This window comes from Burkholderia pulmonis (assembly GCF_984667975.1).
In genome coordinates this window covers 836781-856017 of the sequence record NZ_OZ480186.1, presented here as the reverse complement: position 1 = coordinate 856017, position 19237 = coordinate 836781, and the positions used below count along the sequence as shown (strand labels likewise).

15 protein-coding genes are annotated in these 19237 nt (G+C 68.7%); 7 read left to right on the top strand and 8 right to left on the bottom strand.

Going from position 1 to position 19237, the window contains the following annotated elements; genetic code table 11:
- Positions 1-232: 232 nt before the first annotated feature.
- Positions 233-2323: a D-(-)-3-hydroxybutyrate oligomer hydrolase gene (locus AC5LXK_RS03975; RefSeq protein ID WP_493390405.1), complete on the bottom strand. Its 2091-nt coding sequence runs from the start codon at positions 2321-2323 to the stop codon at positions 233-235.
- A 138-nt stretch (positions 2324-2461) separates the two neighbouring features.
- Positions 2462-2827, bottom strand: coding sequence for a BON domain-containing protein (locus AC5LXK_RS03970; RefSeq protein ID WP_122944612.1), 366 nt, complete (start codon positions 2825-2827; stop codon positions 2462-2464).
- A gap of 437 nt (positions 2828-3264) precedes the next feature.
- Between AC5LXK_RS03970 and AC5LXK_RS03965 the strand changes: the two genes are divergently transcribed.
- The 3 genes from AC5LXK_RS03965 to AC5LXK_RS03955 all read left to right on the top strand — a co-directional run bounded on the left by AC5LXK_RS03965 (position 3265) and on the right by AC5LXK_RS03955 (position 6460).
- A complete protein-coding gene (locus tag AC5LXK_RS03965; protein WP_493390404.1) occupies positions 3265-4710 on the top strand; it encodes a TAXI family TRAP transporter solute-binding subunit in 1446 nt (481 codons plus the stop codon).
- A gap of 94 nt (positions 4711-4804) precedes the next feature.
- On the top strand, positions 4805-5443 hold the full coding sequence (locus AC5LXK_RS03960; RefSeq protein WP_493390403.1) for a 2-hydroxychromene-2-carboxylate isomerase: 639 nt from the start codon (positions 4805-4807) through the stop codon (positions 5441-5443).
- A 69-nt stretch (positions 5444-5512) separates the two neighbouring features.
- Positions 5513-6460: a LysR family transcriptional regulator gene (locus tag AC5LXK_RS03955; RefSeq protein WP_493390402.1), complete on the top strand. Its 948-nt coding sequence runs from the start codon at positions 5513-5515 to the stop codon at positions 6458-6460.
- 27 nt (positions 6461-6487) lie between these two features.
- On the opposite strand, the gene AC5LXK_RS03950 is transcribed toward AC5LXK_RS03955, so the two are convergent.
- From AC5LXK_RS03950 to xdhA, 4 genes are all read right to left on the bottom strand, one after another.
- Positions 6488-6889: a polyketide cyclase gene (locus AC5LXK_RS03950; RefSeq protein WP_493390401.1), complete on the bottom strand. Its 402-nt coding sequence runs from the start codon at positions 6887-6889 to the stop codon at positions 6488-6490.
- A 93-nt stretch (positions 6890-6982) separates the two neighbouring features.
- Entirely contained in the window at positions 6983-7600 is a 618-nt protein-coding gene (gene xdhC, locus AC5LXK_RS03945; protein ID WP_493390400.1) for a xanthine dehydrogenase accessory protein XdhC, read from the bottom strand.
- Position 7601: 1 nt separating this feature from the next.
- On the bottom strand, positions 7602-9962 hold the full coding sequence (gene xdhB, locus AC5LXK_RS03940; RefSeq protein ID WP_493390399.1) for a xanthine dehydrogenase molybdopterin binding subunit: 2361 nt from the start codon (positions 9960-9962) through the stop codon (positions 7602-7604).
- 18 nt (positions 9963-9980) lie between these two features.
- Positions 9981-11525 (bottom strand): xanthine dehydrogenase small subunit, encoded by a 1545-nt coding sequence (gene xdhA, locus AC5LXK_RS03935; RefSeq protein WP_493390398.1) that lies wholly within the window; start codon positions 11523-11525, stop codon positions 9981-9983.
- 338 nt (positions 11526-11863) lie between these two features.
- Here xdhA and AC5LXK_RS03930 point away from each other — a divergent pair, with 338 nt between their 5' ends.
- The gene (locus AC5LXK_RS03930) at positions 11864-13078 is read left to right on the top strand and encodes an MFS transporter (protein WP_493390397.1); all 1215 of its coding nucleotides are present in this window, start codon (positions 11864-11866) and stop codon (positions 13076-13078) included.
- A gap of 121 nt (positions 13079-13199) precedes the next feature.
- Here AC5LXK_RS03930 and AC5LXK_RS03925 read toward each other — a convergent pair whose 3' ends face one another.
- Positions 13200-14093 (bottom strand): DMT family transporter, encoded by an 894-nt coding sequence (locus tag AC5LXK_RS03925; protein ID WP_493390396.1) that lies wholly within the window; start codon positions 14091-14093, stop codon positions 13200-13202.
- Between the two features lie 134 nt (positions 14094-14227).
- Here AC5LXK_RS03925 and AC5LXK_RS03920 point away from each other — a divergent pair, with 134 nt between their 5' ends.
- On the top strand, positions 14228-15163 hold the full coding sequence (locus tag AC5LXK_RS03920) for a helix-turn-helix domain-containing protein (RefSeq protein ID WP_493390395.1): 936 nt from the start codon (positions 14228-14230) through the stop codon (positions 15161-15163).
- 27 nt (positions 15164-15190) lie between these two features.
- Here the strand turns inward: AC5LXK_RS03920 and AC5LXK_RS03915 are convergent, their stop codons facing one another.
- The gene (locus tag AC5LXK_RS03915; RefSeq protein ID WP_493390394.1) at positions 15191-16402 is read right to left on the bottom strand and encodes a pyridoxal-phosphate-dependent aminotransferase family protein; all 1212 of its coding nucleotides are present in this window, start codon (positions 16400-16402) and stop codon (positions 15191-15193) included.
- Between the two features lie 750 nt (positions 16403-17152).
- Here AC5LXK_RS03915 and AC5LXK_RS03910 point away from each other — a divergent pair.
- Entirely contained in the window at positions 17153-18136 is a 984-nt protein-coding gene (locus AC5LXK_RS03910; protein ID WP_493390393.1) for a LysR family transcriptional regulator, read from the top strand.
- 30 nt (positions 18137-18166) lie between these two features.
- A complete protein-coding gene (locus AC5LXK_RS03905) occupies positions 18167-19165 on the top strand; it encodes a 2-hydroxyacid dehydrogenase (protein WP_493390392.1) in 999 nt (332 codons plus the stop codon).
- Positions 19166-19237 lie beyond the last annotated feature (72 nt).

Below are 19237 nucleotides of genomic sequence, written 5' to 3'. Positions count from 1 at the left end.
TAAAATCGAAAGGATCGATTAACTAAACGGAAAGGAATATTCTCGTATCTGGAATTTATTAAATTAAGTGAAAATACCGGCGCATATTAGGTTCCAGATTTACCGCCGTAAAGTAATAATTTGTTACAGCGCTCGCCATTCGAAAAAAGGCAGTACGGGACCGATTCCAGACGACCAAAAGAAAAAAGCCGGACGACTGTCCGGCTTCGCGGGGGCGGTGCGGCGGGCGCCGTCAGAGCGGCACGTCGATCGTGCCGGCGCCGGTCGTGATCGCGTTCGCGCCCGGCGCGGCCGAGATCGGCGGCAGGTTCGCGCTCGTCAGCGCGGGCGCGGCGCCCGGCGTGCCGCCGCGCTGCACCGTGCGGATCACCTGCGACGGCGGCAGCGGCGCACCGTTCTTCAGGTGCTTCCACATCAGGTTGAGCGCCTGCAGGTTGTAGTAGTGAACCGGCACGAAGCGCGTATCGAAGCCCGGCACCGGCAGGAACGCGTCGAAGTGCTGGCCGTTCGTCACCTCGTAGAACACGAGCTGGCTGCGCCCGCCTTCGCTGATGCCGTTCTGCGCGACATACGCGCGCGATGCATGGTTCACCGGCACGAGCGCGTCGCTGCGACCCTGCACGATGATCGCCGGCTTGCCCTGCAGGTTCGCGTTCACGCGCACCGCGTCGACGTTCGCGGGCATCCCGAGCATCCCGTTCGTCCACAGCTGGCGCAGGCACAGCGCGCCCGCGAAGCTCGCATCGGGCGTCGCGAGCCGGTGGTCGGCGCCGGCGCCGTTGTTGAACACGAGGTCGATGCCGGCCGTCGGCGGCACGCCGTTGCCGACGCCGAACACGGCGGGCATCGGTGACGCGGCGGGCGGCGCGACCGCGCCCGTCGCCGGGTTCGTCGTCGCGAAGCTGAAGTTGCACAGGTTGTCGGTCACGCGCGAGCGCGTGTACGCGTTCGCATAGGTGACCGCGATCGCCGGAATCGCCTGCGAATCCCACATCGGCGCCTGCAGCAGGTCGGAATCGGGCAGATAGCCGGCCGCATGGAGCTGCGCGAGCGCGTCGGCCGCCTGGCTCTGCGTATCGGCGCCCGACACGAGCCCGGCCGCGGCGAGCGTCGCGCAGCGCTGCGTACGGATCGACTGCGTGGTCGCGGCCGGCAGCCCGCTCAGGTACGGTGCGCCGGCGAGCGACGCCGACGCGGCCGCGCACGGCTGCAGCAGGTTCGCCAATGTCGCGTAGTCGGCCAGCGGCCGGCCGAACGACGGCACCGGCTGGCCGCCCGTGCGCACGACCGCATTCGGCGCCATCCGCACGTTGATCTGCGGCTCGCCGACCACGACTGCGGTAATCCAGCCCCGGCTGTCCTGCTCGGCCGCCGCGAGCGACGCGCCGCCGCCGTTGCTGACCGACGCGGCGATCGTCGTGATGTCGCCCGCGCGATAGCGCACGCCGTGACGCGAGCCGTCGATCAGCGGTCCGAACTGCTCGTTGAGCGCCCAGTACGCGAACTCGACCGACTGCAGCGTCACGCGCCCCCAGTCCTGCTCGGGATTTTGCTGCGAATGCGCGTGCTTGAATGCATAGCGGTTCGGGAAGCGGTTGTTGAACGCGGCGAGATCGCCGCTCGTCACGTTCGCGGTGAACAGGCTCGCGGTGCCGGCCAGCACCGCGTTCGCGAGCGTGCCGTCGATCAGCGTGACGGTGTCGGAGCCGAGCTCGTGCGCGCCGTTGCCGCCACCCTTGTCGTTGTAGGCCACCGCGCAGCCGCGCTTGAGCGCCCACTCGCCGGCCGCGGAAATCGCGCCGTACACGCCCCGCGAGCCCGACGACGTCGCGGTGACGATGCACGGCTGGGCGGGATCGAAACCGGCGGGCACCTGCACGAGCAGCGTCACGTTCTTCGTGCCGCTGCCGTCGTCGGAGTACGCGAGATATTCGGTGCCGGGGATCTTGCCTTCGCCGAGCGTGTCGTTGCCGTCGAGGTCGACGTTCGGCCCCCAGAAGCGGCCGTAGCCGCCGTTCGCGCTCATGTCGACGAGCGCACGGTAGTTCGACCAGATCGCCAGGCGGCGCAGCTCGGCGCTCGTCGGCCGCGCCGCGTTCGCGAAACCGGGTGCGCTCGCCGAACCGAGACCCGTCTTGCCGAGGCCGGCCGTCAGCAGGTCGTCGCTCACGCCATCGTAGGCCGTCGTGCGCACGCTGCCGGACACGAAGCCGGGCAACCGGTTGCGCTCGGCCGAGTCGTCGCCGTTGCAGGCGCCGAGCATCGCGACCGCGGCCAGCGCCGCGCCCCACACCACCCGCCTGCCCCACCCGAGCCTCGTCATCGCCGCCCTCTCGATATCGTTATCGGTCCGCCGCCGCGTCGCGCGCGGTGTGCGGCCTCTGAAGCGCAAACGGGCCCCGGCATGCCGGGGCCCGCCTGAAAACGGGCGCACGCGGCGCTCGCGCGCCGCCGCCCGGCGTTACTGCTGCTGAACCGTCAGCTTGTTCGCGACCGACGTCACGCCCTTCACGCCCTTGGCCGCGGCTTCGGCCTTGTCGATCTGGTCCTGGGCCGGCATCGTGCCTTCCAGCGTGATCGCGCCGCCCTTCGAGCGCACGACGAGATTCGACACATTCACGCCGCTTTCCTTCGAAATCGCCTTGCGCACCGCGTAGCCGAGCTTGCGGTTCGCCTTCTTCGCGGTTTTCGCGGCAGCCTTCGGCGCGCTCGTCGCGGCCGCCGGCGCTTCCGTTGCCGCCGCATCGCTCGACTGCGCATACACGCTGCCCGACAGACAGGCCGCCACGGCGGCGACGCCCAACGCTCTCAACACGATCGACTTCATGCTATCTCCTTATCACTCCGGAACGGCCGTGCACAGTACGGCCGGATACCCCCAAAAACAGCCGGCCCACGCGCGAACGGGCGGGACAGCCGGTGTTTTCCACGGCGATACGAGAGAGGCGACACGGGCCGGCGGCCGGCGCGCGCGATAGCGGGCCGGCCGGGCCGGACAGCCGCCGGCCGGACGCGCCCGGTCTCATTGCGTGCCGGGTCGCGCGCGAATCGGGCGCGGCTGCGTCGCACAATGTAATCCAGCGCCCGCCGAAGCGCAAAGCTTTTGACGCGGGGCGGGCCGCCGCTGTCGCCGCCGCGCCGCGCGGGGCCGCCCGACTCGCGCACGCACGGCGAACCGGGTACCATCGCCGCGAGAATCCGCATCGTCCACGGCGACCGTCCGACCGTCATCGATGCGTCACGCCAGCGTCATCCGCCGACCCCATGAAGCCTGCCCGCCCTCGCCCGCCACGCCGCATCCTCGCCCGTTTCGTCGCGGTGTCGTGGCGCGACCTCGCGCTGTCGATCGGCCCGACCGTGCTGCTCGCCGGCGCGGCCGTCTGGCTCGCGGTCAAGCTGATCCAGCCGGCGCCGCCGTCCACGCTCGTGATTTCGTCCGGGCCGCCCGGCAGCACGTATTGGAACGCCGCGCAGAAATACAAGACGATCCTCGCGAAAAACGGCGTCACGCTCGACGTCGAATCGTCGGAAGGGTCCGCGCAGAACCTCGCGCGGCTGTCGAACCCGAACGCGCCGGTCGACGTCGGCTTCGTGCAGAGCGGCATCGGCCCGAAGGAGCGCGACGAGCACCTCGTGTCGCTCGGTAGCATCGGCTACGTGCCGCTCGCGATCATGTACCGCGGCCCGGTCGTCGCGCGCCTGTCCGACTTCAAGGGCAAGCGGCTCGCGCTCGGCACGGAAGGCAGTGGCGCACGCGAACTGAGCCTCGCGCTGCTGAAGATGAACGGCATCGTGCCGGGCGGCTCGACCGAGCTGCTGCCGACCGCCGGCGAGGACGCCGCGACCGCGCTGCTCGACGGCAAGATCGACGCGGCGTTCCTGTCCGGCGATTCCACGCAGATCCCGGTGATGGCGAAGCTGTTCCGCGCACCGGGCGTCCACGTGTATTCGTTCACGCAGGCGGAGGCGTACGCGCGGCGCTTTCCGTACCTGACCGCGATCACGCTGCCGATGGGTGTCTACGATCTCGGCCACAACCTGCCGCCCGCCGACATCCACACGGTCGCGCCGACGATCGAGCTCGTCGCGCGCGACTCGCTGCATCCCGCGCTGTCCGACCTGCTGATCGAGGCCGCGCGCGAGGTGCACGGCCACGCGACGATCCTGCAGCACGCGGGCGAATTCCCGTCACCCGTCACGCGCGGCTTCCCGCTGTCCGACGATGCCGCGCGCTACTACAAGTCGGGCAAGACCTTCCTGTACCGGCGGCTGCCGTTCTGGGTCGCGAGCCTCGTCGACCGGCTGCTGGTGGTGGTCGTGCCGCTGATCGTCGTGCTGATCCCCGGGCTGCGGCTCGTGCCGTCGCTGTACGGCTGGCGCGTCCGCTCGCGCATCTACCGCTGGTACGGTGCGCTGATCGCGCTCGAGCGCAGCGCGCTCGGCGAGCACACGGCCGAGGAACGCGTCCAGCTGCTCGACGAGCTCGACGACATCGAGGAAGCCGTGAACCGGATGAAGATGCCGCTCGCGTACGCCGGCCAGTTCTACGTGCTGCGCGAGCACATCGGCTTCGTGCGCGAGCGGCTCACGTCGCACGACCAGGATGCGCCGGCGGCCCCGCCCGGCGCCGGCGACCCGCCGCAGGCACGCGCCGAAACCGCGCCGCCGCCGGCCGGCGACGGCCCCCGGGCGACTCCCGGTTCCGCGTGAGCGGACGATCCGCGATCATTGCTGCATGCGCGCACCGCCGCGTAACATGGAGGCCGCCGCCAGGCGCTGTACGCCCCACCCTCTGGAGAACGACATGACAACCGGCCTCGATACCGCCCAGCCCGCCTGGTTCTTCGACTTCGTGTCGCCGTTCTCGTATCTGCTGCTCGAACAGCACGACAAATGGCCGGACGTGCCGTTCGAACCCGTCGCCGTGTCGCTGCCCGACCTGCAACGGCACTGGGGCCAACGCTCGAGCGCCGACGTGCCGGCCAAGCGCGTGTTCACGTACCGTCATGCGTTGTTCCGCGCGGAACAGCTCGGCATCCGTTTCAAGATGCCGCCCGCGCACCCGTTCGATTCCGACAAGCTGCTGCGCCTCGCGATCGCGCTGCGCGCCGATATCGCGACGGTGCTGGAAATGTTCCGCTTCATCTGGCGCGACGGCAACGATCCGTCGACGCCGGAAGGCTTTGCGGCGCTGTGCGAACGCGTGGGCGTCGGTCATGGCGACGAGCTGATCGAATTCGAGGAAACCACGGCGCAGCTGGCCCGCAACACGGCCGACGCGATCGCGCTCGGCGTATTCGGCGTACCGACGTTCTGGATGAACCAGCAATTGTTCTGGGGCGAGGACGCGCTGCCGATGGTGCTGTACTGCGCCCGCACGCCGAACTGGCTCGAATCGCGCGAGGTCAAGCGGATCAGCGCGCTGCCGAAGGGTCGTGCGTGATGGCGGGTATCACGCACGCCAACGCGCGGCTGCGGTAAGGTTACGCTTCGCCCGAATCACCCGCCCACGATGGAAGACGACGACCGTACCGCCTCGCTCGATATCTGGCTCGTGCGCGTATTGCGCACGCTGCTGCTCGAGCGCAGCGTCACGCAGGCCGCGCTGCGGCTGAACCAGACCCAGCCCGCGATCAGCACCGCGCTGCGCAAGCTGCGCGAGACGCTGAACGACCCGATCCTCGTGCGCGGCAAATCCGGCATGGTGCCGACCGAATACGGCGCGTCGCTGCTCGAAGCCGCCGCGCGCGCGCTGCGCGAAGTCGACTTCATCGCGACGCCGCACGGCGATTTCGATCCGTCGTCCGCGCGCCGCACGTTCCGCGTCGCCGCGCCCGATTACCTGAACGATTTCTTCATGCCGACGCTGATCGAGCGCTTTCGCGACGCGGCGCCGCATGCCCACCTGGAAATCGATTCGCTGAATCCCGCGCTCGATCACGCCGGCGCACTCGAATCGGGCGCGCTCGATCTCGTGATCGGCAACTGGCCGAAACCCGATCCGCAGTTCGCACGCCAGGACCTGTTCTCCGACACGATCGTGTGCCTGATGCGCGATGCGCATCCGCTCGCCCGCGTGCCGCTCACGCGCGAAGCGTATGCGTCGGCCGCGCACGTCGCGCCCACGCCGTACACCGGCGACAAGCGCAATGCAATCGAGATCGGCCTCGCCCGCGCGCGCCTCACGCGGCGCATCGTGACGACGCTCCCGTACTTCGGGATCGTGCCGCAGGTGCTGCTGCAGTCGGACCTGATCTTCACGACGACGCGCCGCTTCGCGACGCACTATGCGCAGTTGCTGCCGCTCGTCGTCGTCACGCCGCCCGTGCCGTTCCCGCGCATCAAGAGCTACCTGCTCACGCATCCGCAACCGGATCGCCCGACAGACATCGCGTGGCTGTGCGCGCTGATGCAGAGCGTGTCCGACGAGCTGACGATCGCCCGCACGCGCAAGCGCTGACGCGCGGTCGCGATGCCGCGCGGCTGCTCAGGCCGTGCAGAAGGTTTCCTGCAGATGGGTCCAGCGCACGACGCCCGCCGCATCGCGTTCGAACACGGCGGTTGCGCGGCGGTCGGGCAGCTGGCCCGACGCCGCGTGCTGCGCTTCCAGATAGGCGATCACCGCATGCGATGCATCGGCCGCGAGCACGCGGATGTCCGACAGCGTGATGCGCAGCCCCGGCTTCGCGCCGGCGAGCTTCGCGAACAGCGCGCGCGTGCCGTCATGGTCGACCTCGCGGCCGTCGGTCAGGACCATCGTGAATTCGGGGGAAAACGCGGCGAGCAGCGTGTCGAGCGCCGCGGGCGCGGTATCGACGCCGGACAGCCAGCGCTCGATGGCGACGAGGCTCGCATCGAGCGCATCGAGATAGACCTGATGATCGGACATGGTGCGTGCACGGTGAGGGGACGCGCGGCCCGATGCCGCGCGTTGCCGTGCAGTGTATGCAAAAATGCGCGGCCATGCGCCGGCCGCGCGCCACTACCGCATGCAGGACACGTCGTCGCGTGCACGCCCGGCCGCCAGCGCCTTCGCATCGGCGACCGGCATGCCCGAGCGCGCCTGCAGCAGCTCCGCGCACACGGCCACCGCGATCGCGCCCGGCGCCTTGTCGACGATACCCGCGACGCCGATCGGGCACACCATCTCGACGAGCCGCGCCGGATCGACGCCGCGCGCGGCGAGCCGGCGCTCGAACTTCACGCGCTTGGTGCGCGAGCCGATCATCCCGAAGTACGCGTAGTCGCGCCGCCGCATGATCTGCGCGGCGAGCGAGAAATCAAGCGCATGGTTGTGCGTCATCACGAGAAAATACGCGCCGGGCGGCGCCGCGTCGACGACGGCCTCCGGCGTGTCGGTCGGCTCCGGCTGCACGTTCGGCGGACATTCGTCCGGGAACAGCTCGTCGCGCGTGTCGACCCACTGCACGACACACGGCAGTGCGCCGAGCAGCGTGACGAGTGCGTGGCCGACGTGTCCCGCGCCGAACAGCACGATGTGCATCGGTGCCGGCATACCGGTCGCGCGGTTGCGCTGGCCGGTGCCTTGCGGGAACGCCGGAATCGGCGCGGCGCGAAGCGAGCGTGCGGGGCCGTTCATGTCAGCCTGCCGTCGCGCGTGCTGCGCGCACCGCGCTGATCGCGCGCAGGATCGACTCGCCGGTGGCCGGCGCGTCGAGCGGCGGGTTCACCTGGTAGTCGCCGACCGCGGCCACCGCGTCGCGCACCGCGAAGAACACCGAGAACGGCAGCAGCAGCGGCGGCTCGCCGACGGCCTTCGAACGGTGGATGCTGTCCTCGACGTTGCGGTTCTTGAACAGCAGCACGTTGAACTCGGGCGGCGTGTCGTTCACCGTCGGGATCTTGTACGTGGACGGCGCGTGCGTCATCAGCTTGCCGCCCTTGTTCCACCACAGTTCCTCGGTCGTGAGCCAGCCCATCCCCTGGATGAACGCGCCTTCGACCTGGCCGACGTCGAGCGCCGGGTTCAGCGACGCGCCCACGTCGTGCAAGGCATCGACGCGCAGCGTGCGCATCTCGCCCGTCAGCGTGTCGATCACGACTTCCGACACGGCCGCGCCGTACGAGTAGTAGTAGAACGGCCGGCCCTGCAGCTTCGACTGATCCCAGTACAGCTTGGGCGTCGCATAGAAGCCGTCGGACCACAACTGCACGCGCGCGAGGTACGCCTTCGCGATCACTTCGCCGAACGGCACGTTGTGGCCGCCGACCGACACGAAGTCGTTGCCGAACTTCACGTCGGCCGCATCGGTCTTGCCGTCGCCGAACTGCTTCGCCGCGAACACCGCGAGCCGCTCGCGCAACTGGCGCGCCGCATCCTGCGCAGCCTTGCCGTTCAGGTCCGAGCCCGTCGACGCCGCCGTCGCGGACGTGTTTGCGACCTTGCTCGTGTCGGTCGCGGTCACGCGGATCCGGCCGAAGCGAATGCCGAGCTCGTGCGCGACCACCTGCGCGACCTTCGTGTTGAGCCCCTGCCCCATCTCCGTGCCGCCGTGGTTCACAAGCACCGAGCCGTCGGTGTAGATGTGCACCAGCGCGCCCGCCTGGTTGAAGTGCGTGACGTTGAACGCGATGCCGAACTTCACCGGCGTGATCGCGATGCCCTTCTTCAGCACCGTGTTGCGCGCGTTGAATTCGCGCACGCCCGCACGCCGTGCGCGGTAGTCGCTCGTCGCCTCGAGTTCGCCGAGCAGCTCCTGCAGCACGTTGTCCTCGACCGTCTGCCCGTACGGCGTCACGTTGCGTTCGGTCTTGCCGTACAGGTTCGCGTAGCGGACGTCGAGCGGATCGCGGTCGAGCGAACGCGCGACGTCGTCGAGGATGTACTCGATCGCGAACGCGCCCTGCGGGCCGCCGAAGCCGCGGAACGCGGTGTTCGACTGCGTGTTGGTCTTGCCGCAGTAGCCGGCGATGTCCACGTCGCCGAGCCAGTACGCGTTGTCGAAGTGGCACACCGCGCGCGTCATCACCGGGCCCGACAGGTCGGCCGAGAAGCCGCAGCGCGACGTCATGTCGAGCGCGACGCCGTCGAGGCGGCCGTCGTCGTCGTAGCCGACGTCGAAGCGGTAATGGAAGTCGTGCCGCTTGCCGGTGATCATCATGTCGTCGTCGCGGTCCGGACGCAGCTTCACCGGGCACAGCAGCTTCCATGCGGCGAGCGCCGCGCAGCACGCGAACAGGCCCGACTGCGATTCCTTGCCGCCGAAGCCGCCGCCCATCCGGCGGCATTCGACCAGCACGTTGTGCGACGCGACGCCGAGCACGTGCGCGACGAGGTGCTGCATTTCGCTCGGGTGCTGCGTCGAGCAGTACACGTGCATCCCGTCGTCGTCCTTCGGCACCGCGTAGGCAATCTGCCCTTCCAGGTAGAACTGCTCCTGGCCGCCGAGCAGCATCTCGCCCGACTCGCGGTGCGGTGCGGCGGCGAGCCGCGCGGCCGCGTCGCCGCGCGCGAGCTTCAGCGGCGGGATCACGTAGGTTTCGGCCGCGCGCGCTTCCTGCGCGGTCAGGATCGCGGGCAGCTCCTCGTAGTCGACCTGCGCGCGGCGCGCGGCGAGCCGCGCGGTTTCATGCGACGTCGCGACGACGATGAACATCGGCTGGCCGACGAACTGCACGATGCCCTTCGCGAGCACCGGATCGTCGTGGATGATCGGGCCGCAGTCGTTGACGCCCGGGATGTCGTCGGCCGTGAACACGGCGACCACGCCCGGCGTCGCGCGCACCGCGTCGAAGTTCATCGACACGATCTTCGCGTGCGGCTTCGCCGACAGGCCGAGCGCCGCGTGCAGCGTGCCGGCGACGACCGGAATGTCGTCGGTGTAGGTGGCGCGCCCGCTCACGTGCAGGTGGGCGGATTCGTGCGCGCGCGAGACGTGGACCTGCCCCGCATCGGCCTGCGGGTCGAGGGTACTCAGGAACGGTTCTGCTTGCTGGTTCATGTTCGGTGTTCTCCGTCTTCAGACGCGCGCCGCGCCGGCGCCGGCTTCGGCGGCCACTTCACGCACATTCAGGGCTTGCGGCGGCAGCGGGTCGTGCGGACGCGTCTCCAGCCAGAATCGGTACATCAGGTTCTTCGCGGTATCGAGGCGGTACGCGCTCGTCGCACGCATGTCGGACAGCGGCTGATAGTCGCGCTCGAGCGCCTGCATCGCGGCCTGAGCGGTGGCTTCGTGCCATTGCGCGCCGTCGAGCACGGCTTCCGTGTTCGTCGCACGCTTCGGCGTCGCGGCCATCCCGCCGAACGCGATGCGCGGCTCACGAATCGTGTCGCCGTCCGCGATGAACGAGAACGCCGCGCACACGGCCGAGATGTCGGAGTCGAAGCGCTTCGACAGCTTGTACGTGCGGAACTGCAGCTTCTCGCGCGCGCCGGTGCGGGTCGGCACCTTCAGGCCGATGACGAATTCGTGCGGCGCCATGTCCTTCTGCTGGTAGCCCGTGTACAGCGCCTCGAGCGGCAGCTCGCGTACCGTGTCGCCACCGCGCAGCACGACGCGCGCGCCGAGCGCGATCAGGCCCGGCATCGAATCGCCGATCGGCGAGCCGTTCGCGACGTTGCCGCCGATCGTGCCCGCGTTGCGGATCGGCAGCGACGCGAAGCGCTTCCACATCTCGGTCAGCTCCGGATACGTGCCGGCCAGCGCCGCATAGGCCTTCTCGACCGTCACGCCCGCGCCGATCTCGATCCAGTCGCCGCGTTCCACGAGGCGCTGCAGCTCGGCGATCTGGCCGACGTAGATCAGGTCGTCGAGCCGCCGCATCTGCTTCGTGACCCACAGGCCGATGTCGGTGCTGCCCGCGAGAATGCGTGCTTCAGGGCGCTCGGCCTTCAGCGCGGCCAGCGCGTCGAGCGTGCGCGGCGCCGCGAAGCGCGCGCCGTTGACCGTCGCGTAGTCGAACGTGTCGTCGCGCTTGAGCGACGCGAGCGTGCGGGCCAGTGCCGCCGTGTCGACCGGTGCCGACGGCGCCGGCGCATCGAACATCTGCACGGCCGCATCGACGATCGGGCGATAGCCGGTGCAGCGGCACAGGTTGCCGGTCAGCGCATCGGCGATCTCGGTGCGCGTGGGCACGTCCTTCGCCTTCGCGCACGTGCCGGCGCAGCCTTCGTGGCCGTGCTTCTCGTACAGCGCCCACATCGACATCACGAAGCCGGGCGTGCAGAACCCGCATTGCGAACCGTGGCAATCGACCATCGCCTGCTGCACCGGGTGCAGCGCACCGTCCGGCTGGCGCAGGTCCTCGACCGTCATGAGCGCCTTGCCGTCGAGCGTCGGCAGGAACTGGATGCACGCGTTGACGGCCTTGAACTCGACCGCGCCGCTATCGGTCAGCTCGCCGACGACGACCGTGCACGCGCCGCAGTCGCCTTCCGCGCAGCCTTCCTTGGTGCCGGTGCAATGTGCGTCCTCGCGCAGGTATTGCAGCACGGTGCGGGTAACGTCCGCGCCGCTGACTTCGCGGATCGCGTGACGATGGTAGAAGCGGATCGGCTCACTCATGTCTCGATGATTCTTCAAATGGGGGGCAAGGCGGCCTGCGCGGAGCGCCCGACCGACGTTTTTCTGACAGTTTGCACGCTATCACCATCAAATTCCGCAACCCATAGCCCATCACGCATGGGGCCCATATAACTGCCGCGATATGAGCGCCGCGGCCGCCCGGCGGCCTTTCCGCACGGGGCTCTCCGCCCCTTCCCGGCGCCCCCGCAACCGTCCGCCGTCGCCGAAAAAAGGTCGCGATTAACTAAATGGTACCTGCGTGAAAACCGGTTCCATGGGAAAATCCCGATTCCCTTTTTCGCCGTCTTCCGTTCGTTTCGCTCATTCGTTCCGACCCCATGTCATCCGATTCCGCCACACCGCCGCGCAGCGGGTTCGCGGTCACGCTGCAAATCGTGTCCGTCGTCTGCTTCACGTTCATCTGCTACCTGACCATCGGCCTGCCGCTCGCGGTGCTGCCGGGCTTCGTCCATGACGACCTCGGCTTTTCCGCGATCGTCGCGGGCGGCGCGATCAGCGTCCAGTATTTCGCGACGCTCGCGTCGCGGCCGCTTGCCGGGCGCCTGGCCGATACGCTCGGTCCGAAGCAGACGGTGCTGCGCGGGCTGATCGGCTGCGGCGCGTCGGGCGTGCTGCTGCTCGTCGCGCTGCTGCTCGCGCACTGGCCGGTCGCGAGCCTCGTGCTGCTGGTCGCGAGCCGGCTCGTGCTCGGCGTCGGCGAAAGCCTGTGCGGCACCGGCGCGATCCTGTGGGGCATCGGCCGCGTCGGCGTCGCGCACAACGCGAAGGTGATCTCGTGGAACGGCATCGCGACCTACGGCGCGCTTGCGCTCGGCGCACCGGTCGGCGTCGCGATCGCGAACACGCTGAACCCGGCGCTGATCGGCGTGATCGTGATCGCGCTGGCCGCGATCGGCTTCTACCTGGCGCGCCTGATCGCTTCGGTGCCGCTCGTGCACGGCGAACGGATGTCGTATGCGAGCGTGTTCACGCGCGTGCTGCCGCACGGCCTCGGCCTCGCGCTCGGCTCGGCCGGCTTCGGCTCGATCGCGACCTTCGTCACGCTGTACTACGCGGCGCGCCACTGGCCGAACGCCGCACTGTCGCTGACGGTGTTCGGCACGCTGTTCATCGGCGCGCGCCTGCTGTTCGCGAACACGATCAAGACCTACGGCGGCTTCCGCGTCGCGATCGTGTCGTTCGCATTCGAATGTTCGGGCCTGTTGCTGCTGTGGCTCGCGCCCGTGCCGCACATCGCGCTCGTCGGCGCCGCGCTGACGGGCTTCGGCTTCGCGCTGATCTTCCCGGCGCTCGGCGTCGAGGCCGTCGCGCTCGTGCCGCCCGCGAGCCGGGGCGCGGCGCTGTCCGCGTATTCGGTGTTCCTCGACCTGTCGCTCGGCATCACCGGCCCGCTCGCCGGCTATGTCGCGGGCGCGTTCGGCTATCCGCAGGTGTTCCTGTTCGCGGCGGTGGCGGCTGCCGCGGGCGTGGCGCTGTCGATGGTGCTGTACCAGCGGCAGGCGCGCGTGGCAGGGAGCGGCGCGGCGGCCTGACCACGCTGCCGCGCATGGCATGGCGGCCGGCCGCGACCATCGCGCCGCCGCCCCGCCAAAAGAAAACGCCCGCATCGCGCGGGCGTTTTTTTATCCGTTGGCCGACAGGCCGCAGAGGCGCTCAGGCCGCCGTCCGCAGGAACAGCCGGCGCGTCAGGTCGAACGCCACCAGGTTGCCGGCCACCACGAGCAACAGCCCGATCACCGCGAGCGGCGACCACTGGTAGCCCTCGAACACCGTCGACACGGCCAGCGCGACGATCGGGAACAGCACCGTGCAGTACGCGGCGCGCTCCGGCCCGATCCGCCCGACGAGCGTCAGGTACGCGGTGAAGCCGATCACCGAGCCCGGCACGGCCAGGTACACGAGCGCGCCGAGATAGCGCGGGCTCGTGTCGAGCGTGAACGGCATCCCGGCCACCACGCTGCCGACGGTCAGGATCGCCGCGCCGATCAGCATCGCCCAGCCGTTGGTCACGAGCGGGTGCAGGCCCATCGACTGCATCCGGCTCGACAGCAGGTTGCCGATCGAGAAGCACATCGTGCCGGCAAACGCGATCGCAAGCCCCGTCCAGGTCGCATGGTCGTCGAGATGGCCGGCCATCTGCTGCCAGAACAGGCATGCGATGCCGGCCAGCCCGAGCAATGCGCCGGCGATCGCCGACGGCCGTAGCGGGCGGCCCATGAACAGCCGGCCGTTGATCGAGTTCAGGAGCGGCGCGGTCGAGAAGATCACCGCGACGAGCCCGCTCGGCACGACCTGCTCCGCGTAGTAGAAACACAGGAAATTCAGGCAGAACAGCGCGAAGCCCTGCGCGACGAGAAAGCGCCACGCTTCGCGCGGCGGGCGGACCGGCCGGCGCATCACGCGCAGCAACGCGAACAGCACGACGGCCGCGAGCCAGAAGCGCCACGCGATCGACACGGGCGGCGGCACCGAGCCGAGCTGCCACTTGATCGCGATCCAGGTGGTGCCCCAGATCAGCACGGTGACGAAATAAAGCGACAGGTTCATGGCGGCAATCCGGAAAATCGGGTGAATCGGGATCCCGACTATGCCGCCGCGCGGCGCGGGCCGATTGTCCGGAATTGCGGTCTTTTCGGGGACGCCGCACGCGGCGCCGCGTGCCCGCTTATACTCGGCGCATCATGAGCGTCTCCCTCTCCGCCCCGCCCGTCGACCGTGCCGCCGCCCTGGCCGGCGGCGATCTGCCGTTCGGCCTGCAGTCGGTCTGCCGCACGCTGGCCGAAGCGAACGCGACGCTCGAGCGCTTCGCATGGCTCGGCGACCATCTGGCGATCGCCGAATGGACGCGGATCACCGACGAAAGCGAGACGGTCTACGAGCAGCCCGGCCACCACACGCTGTCGTGCTACCTCGACGGCGGCTACCGGACCGAGCGTCAGCGCGTGCCGCGCTACGGCGCGCCGAGCCTGCTGTGCGCGCTGCCGGGCGACCATGAATCGCGTTGGTGGGTGCGCGGCGAGATGCACTTCATCCACCTGTATTTCCTGCCCGAACACTTCACGCAGCGCGCGATCCGCGAACTCGATCGCGAGCCGCGCGAGCTGAAGCTCGCCGACCGCACCTATTTCGAGGATGCGCGCGTCGCGTCGCTGCTGCGCTCGCTCGCGGTGGACGGCTGGGACGATGCCGACGAGCGGCTGCGCGTAAATGAAACCGCGCACGAGGTGCTGAGCCTGCTGCTGCGCGGGCAGAGCACCACGCGCACCGACACGTCGTTCCGCGGCGGGCTCGCGCCGGCCGTGCGCCGCCGCGTGCGCGACTACATCGACACGTATCTCACGCAGCCGCTGACGCTCGGCGAACTCGCCGAGGTCGCCGCGCTGTCCGAATACCATTTCTCGCGGATGTTCCGGCTGTCGTTCGGCCGCGCGCCGCACGCGTGGGTGGCCGAGCAACGGCTCGCGCGGGCGCGCGAGCTGTTGCGCACGACGGCGCTGCCGCTCGCACAGATCGCGGCCGACTGCGGCTACGCGAACGCCGGCCACTTCAGCCATCGCTTTCGCGATGCGCACGGCACGACGCCGAATACGTACCGGCGCGCGATGCAGGGCCGCTGAGCGCGGCCGCTTTCGTCGTTTTCCCGCTTACGTGCCGCGCCGCGACAGCTCCTGTTCGAGCGCCGCGACGCCGGCCGGCAGGTCGACCGGCACCTTCAGGTCGACCATCGTGCGACCGAACGCATGCAGCGTGCGGAACAGGTTGTGTTCGCGGCACTGCTCGCCCATCTGCCCGATCCGCACGATCGGCAACCCGAACGAGCCCGAGATCTCGACCTGGTACTGCTTCGAGATGTGGCCGCAGACCATCCCGGGCGTGAGCCCTTCCGGCGTTTCGATCCCGACCACCGAATTGAGCCGGCAGTCCTTCGGCGCATAAAGCTTGAGCCCCATCGACTCGACGCCTGCCTGCAGCGCGAGCGAGCAGCGCAGGTGGCGCGCGAAGCGGCTTTCGAGCGTCTCCGCGCAGACGAGCCGCAGCGCCTCGTGCAGCGCGAGCACGCCCGACACCGGCGCCGTGTAGTGATAGCCGGCGTTGTGCCAGAAGTTCTCCGCGAGCGCCATGTCGAGGCACCAGTGCGCATTCGGTTCGGGACGGGTCTTCATCCGTTCCCACGCGGCATCGGAGAACGCGATCAGCGACACGCCCGGGATCGACGACAGCCCCTTCTGGCCGCCGGTGATCACCGCGTCGATGCCCCACGCATCCATTTCGAGCGGCATCGTCGACAGCGTGCACACCGCATCGACGACCACCAGCGCGCCGGCCGCCTTCGCGAGCGCCGCGATGTCGCGCAGGTCGCGGTTCCACACGGTGTTCGACGTCTCGCCCTGCACGATCGTGACGATCTCGGGCCGCTCGCGGGCGATCGCGTCGGCGATCTCGTCGAGGCTCGCGACCGCGCGATCGGCCACTTCGAGCGTCGCGACCTCGGCACCGACGCGCGTGGCCATCTCGGCCATCCGTGCGCTGAAGAAGCCGTTGCGGATCGACAGCACGCGCGTGCCGCGCCATGCGAGGTTCGAGATCGCCATTTCCATCGCGGCCGAGCCGGGGCCCGCGACGCCGAGCACCCACTTCGTGCGGGTCTGGAACACGTAGCGCCCCATCTCCTTCACCTGCTCGATGATCTTTGCCATCGTCGCGCCGAGGTGGTTGATCACGACCGTGTTCGCCTTGGCGACGGCGGCCGGGATCGGAACCGGGCCGGCCCCCATCATCAGCAGCGGTTCTTCGGGCAGGATCGCGTCGAGCGGCACGACGACGGGACAGGGGATCGGCGAGTAATCGATGGACATGGCTGGAAAAAGGGTGAGGAAAGGAAGTGCACGGACGCCCGCGGCACTGTATGGCTAACTGATCGATCATTCCGCGTTCCGCAGCCTCGCGCAAGAGGCACGCACGTCCGGACAGCGCGACGGTGGCCCGGTCGCCGGACCGGGCCAGCCGGCCGCGCACCTGTCGCGCAATGACCTGCCTCAATGAAAAAGGATGCGCGCCGGTTGTGAAACGGTTCCATTCGGGTTCCACACCCGCGATTTTCTCCACCAATATCGCGACGATTCGCCGAAGCCTGCGGTTCAACGTGAATCGCACTTCGAATGGAATAGACCGGCTACCTGATAAAAATCACGGAACGAAATGCGATACACAAAATCCGAACGTGGAAAAAAGATCCACCATTTCGGCATGTATTGGGGATCGACTCCTGAAATTAGCTTTCAAGGTAGGCTCGAATCACGCCCAACCGATTGATTAACATAAGAAATATTCGTCATCTCGACAAATATTCCAATAGCGCGCCGGTTTTGGATGACCGGTTCTTGCTGCGTCGCAACGTTATACCGGTACCCGCGATTTAAATTTTCCGCAACCCGCCCGTTTTCGCAGGTTGACGAGTATCGGCTCTGTATTGAACAATTGTCTACGGAATCGAAATTCGATTTTTCGATACGAGGGAGAACTGGGGGCCGTGCGATGCGCTTTCGACGTTGTACGGCGAAAAATCACAATCAAAATCAATCAATCGGGCCAGAAATACGCAAGCCATGAACCAGATTCAGACCATGCGTGTATTCGTCTGCGTCGCCGAGCAGCAAAGCTTCCGGCGCGCGGCGCACCATCTCGGCGTGTCCAATGCACTCGTCACGCGTTCGATCGCGATGCTCGAGGGCCACCTGAACACCCGGCTGATCCACCGCACCACGCGCAACCTGTCGCTCACCGAGGCCGGCGTCCGCTACCTCGACGGGTGCCGCGCGCTGCTCGAGGAATTCGACCACCTCGAATCGTCCGTCGCACATGCCGTGCGCGAACCGGCCGGCACACTGCGCGTCGTCGCGTCGGGCCTGCTGTCGCCGCTGGCGCTGACGCCGCTCATCAGCAGCTTCCGGCACCGCTACCCCGAGTTGCGCGTGCAGCTGACCGTCGCCGAGGGGCCGCTCGACCTGCTCGATTCCGGCTACGACGTCGGCATCGTCACGGGCAACCGGCTCGACGGCAATCCGACGCTGGTCGGCCATGCGCTCGCGCCGCACCCGCTGGTCGCATGCGCGGCGCCCGCCTACCTCGGCCGCCGCGGCGAGCCGCGCGTGCCCGACGACCTGCCGGGCCACGACTGGGTCACGCTCGCGCCGCACCAGCACGCGCCCACGTGGCAACTGGTCGGCCACGACGGCGTCGCCCATTCGGTCACGGTGCGCCCGGCCTGCACGGTCAACCAGCTCGCGCTCGTCCAGGCGGCGGCAGTGGCCGGCGCCGGCATCGCGGTGCTGCCCGAGCCCTGCGTGGCCGACGCGCTCAACAACGGCACGCTCGTGCGGCTGATGGCCGGCTACCGGATCGACGATCCGGACGCGCAGCTGTCGCTCGTCTACCCGAACCGCCAGTACGTACCGGCCCGCACGCGCAGCTTCGTCGAGCATGCGCTCGACCACTTCAGCGCACAAACCGCCCGCGAGCGAACGGATTACGGCTTCATGCGGCCGGCGCGCGGGCCCGAACGGTCCGACATCGTCACGGGGCTGCAGTAAACTGCGCGCGTCAGCCTTCGGAGGTGCAGCGTGCGCGTGATCCTGTTCAGCAGCCGGCAGTACGACGACGATTCGTTTACCGCCGCCAACCGGCAGTTCGGCTATCGGCTGCACTTCCAGCCGTCGCACCTCGACGCGGAAACCGCGATCCTCGCGCACGGCTATGACGTCGTCTGCCCGTTCGTCAACGACACCGTCGACGCAGCCGTGCTCGAGCGGCTCGCCGACGGCGGCACGCGCCTGATCGCGCTGCGCTCGGCGGGCTTCAACCATGTCGACCTGGCGGCCGCCGAGCGGCTCGGCATCACGGTCGTGCGCGTGCCCGCCTACTCGCCGCACGCGGTCGCCGAACATGCGGTCGCGCTGATCCTCGCACTCAACCGCCGCCTGCCGCGCGCCGTCGCCCGCACCCGCGAAGGCGATTTCTCGCTGAACGGCCTGCTCGGCTTCGACCTGCACGGCAAGACCGTCGGCGTGATCGGCACCGGCATCATCGGCAGCGTGTTCGCAAAGATCATGATGGGTTTCGGGATGCACGTGCTCGCGCACTCGGTGCCGCCGTACAACGACGAGCTGATCGCGTTCGGCGCGCGCTACGTCGAGCTCGACGAATTGCTGCACCACGCCGACATCGTCAGCCTGCACTGCCCGCTGCTGCCGTCGACGCACCACCTGATCAACGAACGGACGCTCGCGCGGATGAAGCACGGCGCGATGCTGATCAACACGGGCCGCGGCGGCCTCGTCGACGCGCAGGCGCTCGTCGACTCGCTCAAGAGCGGCCAGCTCGGCCACCTCGGGCTCGACGTGTACGAGGAGGAAAGCGGACTCTTCTTCGAGGATCACTCCGACCTGCCGCTGCAGGACGACGTGCTCGCGCGCCTGCTGACGTTCCCGAACGTGATCGTCACGTCGCACCAGGCGTTCTTCACGCGCGAAGCGCTGGCCGAGATCGCGCATACGACGCTCCTGAACGTCGAAGCGTGGCATGCGGGCACGCCGCAGAACGCCGTGATGGCAAACCGCTGAAAAACGGCTCGTTTGACCGCCGGCAGCGCACCCGCAATCGTTTGCTTGTGCCCACTGCTGCGCACTGCACTC

Excerpts from the sequence above, each read along its gene's own strand:
- AC5LXK_RS03975 (WP_493390405.1), bottom strand. The coding sequence starts at position 2,323 with ATGACGAGGCTCGGGTGGGGCAGGCGGGTGGTGTGGGGCGCGGCGCTG.
- AC5LXK_RS03970 (WP_122944612.1), bottom strand. The coding sequence starts at position 2,827 with ATGAAGTCGATCGTGTTGAGAGCGTTGGGCGTCGCCGCCGTGGCGGCC.
- AC5LXK_RS03965 (WP_493390404.1), top strand. The coding sequence starts at position 3,265 with ATGAAGCCTGCCCGCCCTCGCCCGCCACGCCGCATCCTCGCCCGTTTC.
- AC5LXK_RS03960 (WP_493390403.1), top strand. The coding sequence starts at position 4,805 with ATGACAACCGGCCTCGATACCGCCCAGCCCGCCTGGTTCTTCGACTTC.
- AC5LXK_RS03955 (WP_493390402.1), top strand. The coding sequence starts at position 5,513 with ATGGAAGACGACGACCGTACCGCCTCGCTCGATATCTGGCTCGTGCGC.
- AC5LXK_RS03950 (WP_493390401.1), bottom strand. The coding sequence starts at position 6,889 with ATGTCCGATCATCAGGTCTATCTCGATGCGCTCGATGCGAGCCTCGTC.
- xdhC (WP_493390400.1), bottom strand. The coding sequence starts at position 7,600 with ATGAACGGCCCCGCACGCTCGCTTCGCGCCGCGCCGATTCCGGCGTTC.
- xdhB (WP_493390399.1), bottom strand. The coding sequence starts at position 9,962 with ATGAACCAGCAAGCAGAACCGTTCCTGAGTACCCTCGACCCGCAGGCC.
- xdhA (WP_493390398.1), bottom strand. The coding sequence starts at position 11,525 with ATGAGTGAGCCGATCCGCTTCTACCATCGTCACGCGATCCGCGAAGTC.
- AC5LXK_RS03930 (WP_493390397.1), top strand. The coding sequence starts at position 11,864 with ATGTCATCCGATTCCGCCACACCGCCGCGCAGCGGGTTCGCGGTCACG.
- AC5LXK_RS03925 (WP_493390396.1), bottom strand. The coding sequence starts at position 14,093 with ATGAACCTGTCGCTTTATTTCGTCACCGTGCTGATCTGGGGCACCACC.
- AC5LXK_RS03920 (WP_493390395.1), top strand. The coding sequence starts at position 14,228 with ATGAGCGTCTCCCTCTCCGCCCCGCCCGTCGACCGTGCCGCCGCCCTG.
- AC5LXK_RS03915 (WP_493390394.1), bottom strand. The coding sequence starts at position 16,402 with ATGTCCATCGATTACTCGCCGATCCCCTGTCCCGTCGTCGTGCCGCTC.
- AC5LXK_RS03910 (WP_493390393.1), top strand. The coding sequence starts at position 17,153 with ATGAACCAGATTCAGACCATGCGTGTATTCGTCTGCGTCGCCGAGCAG.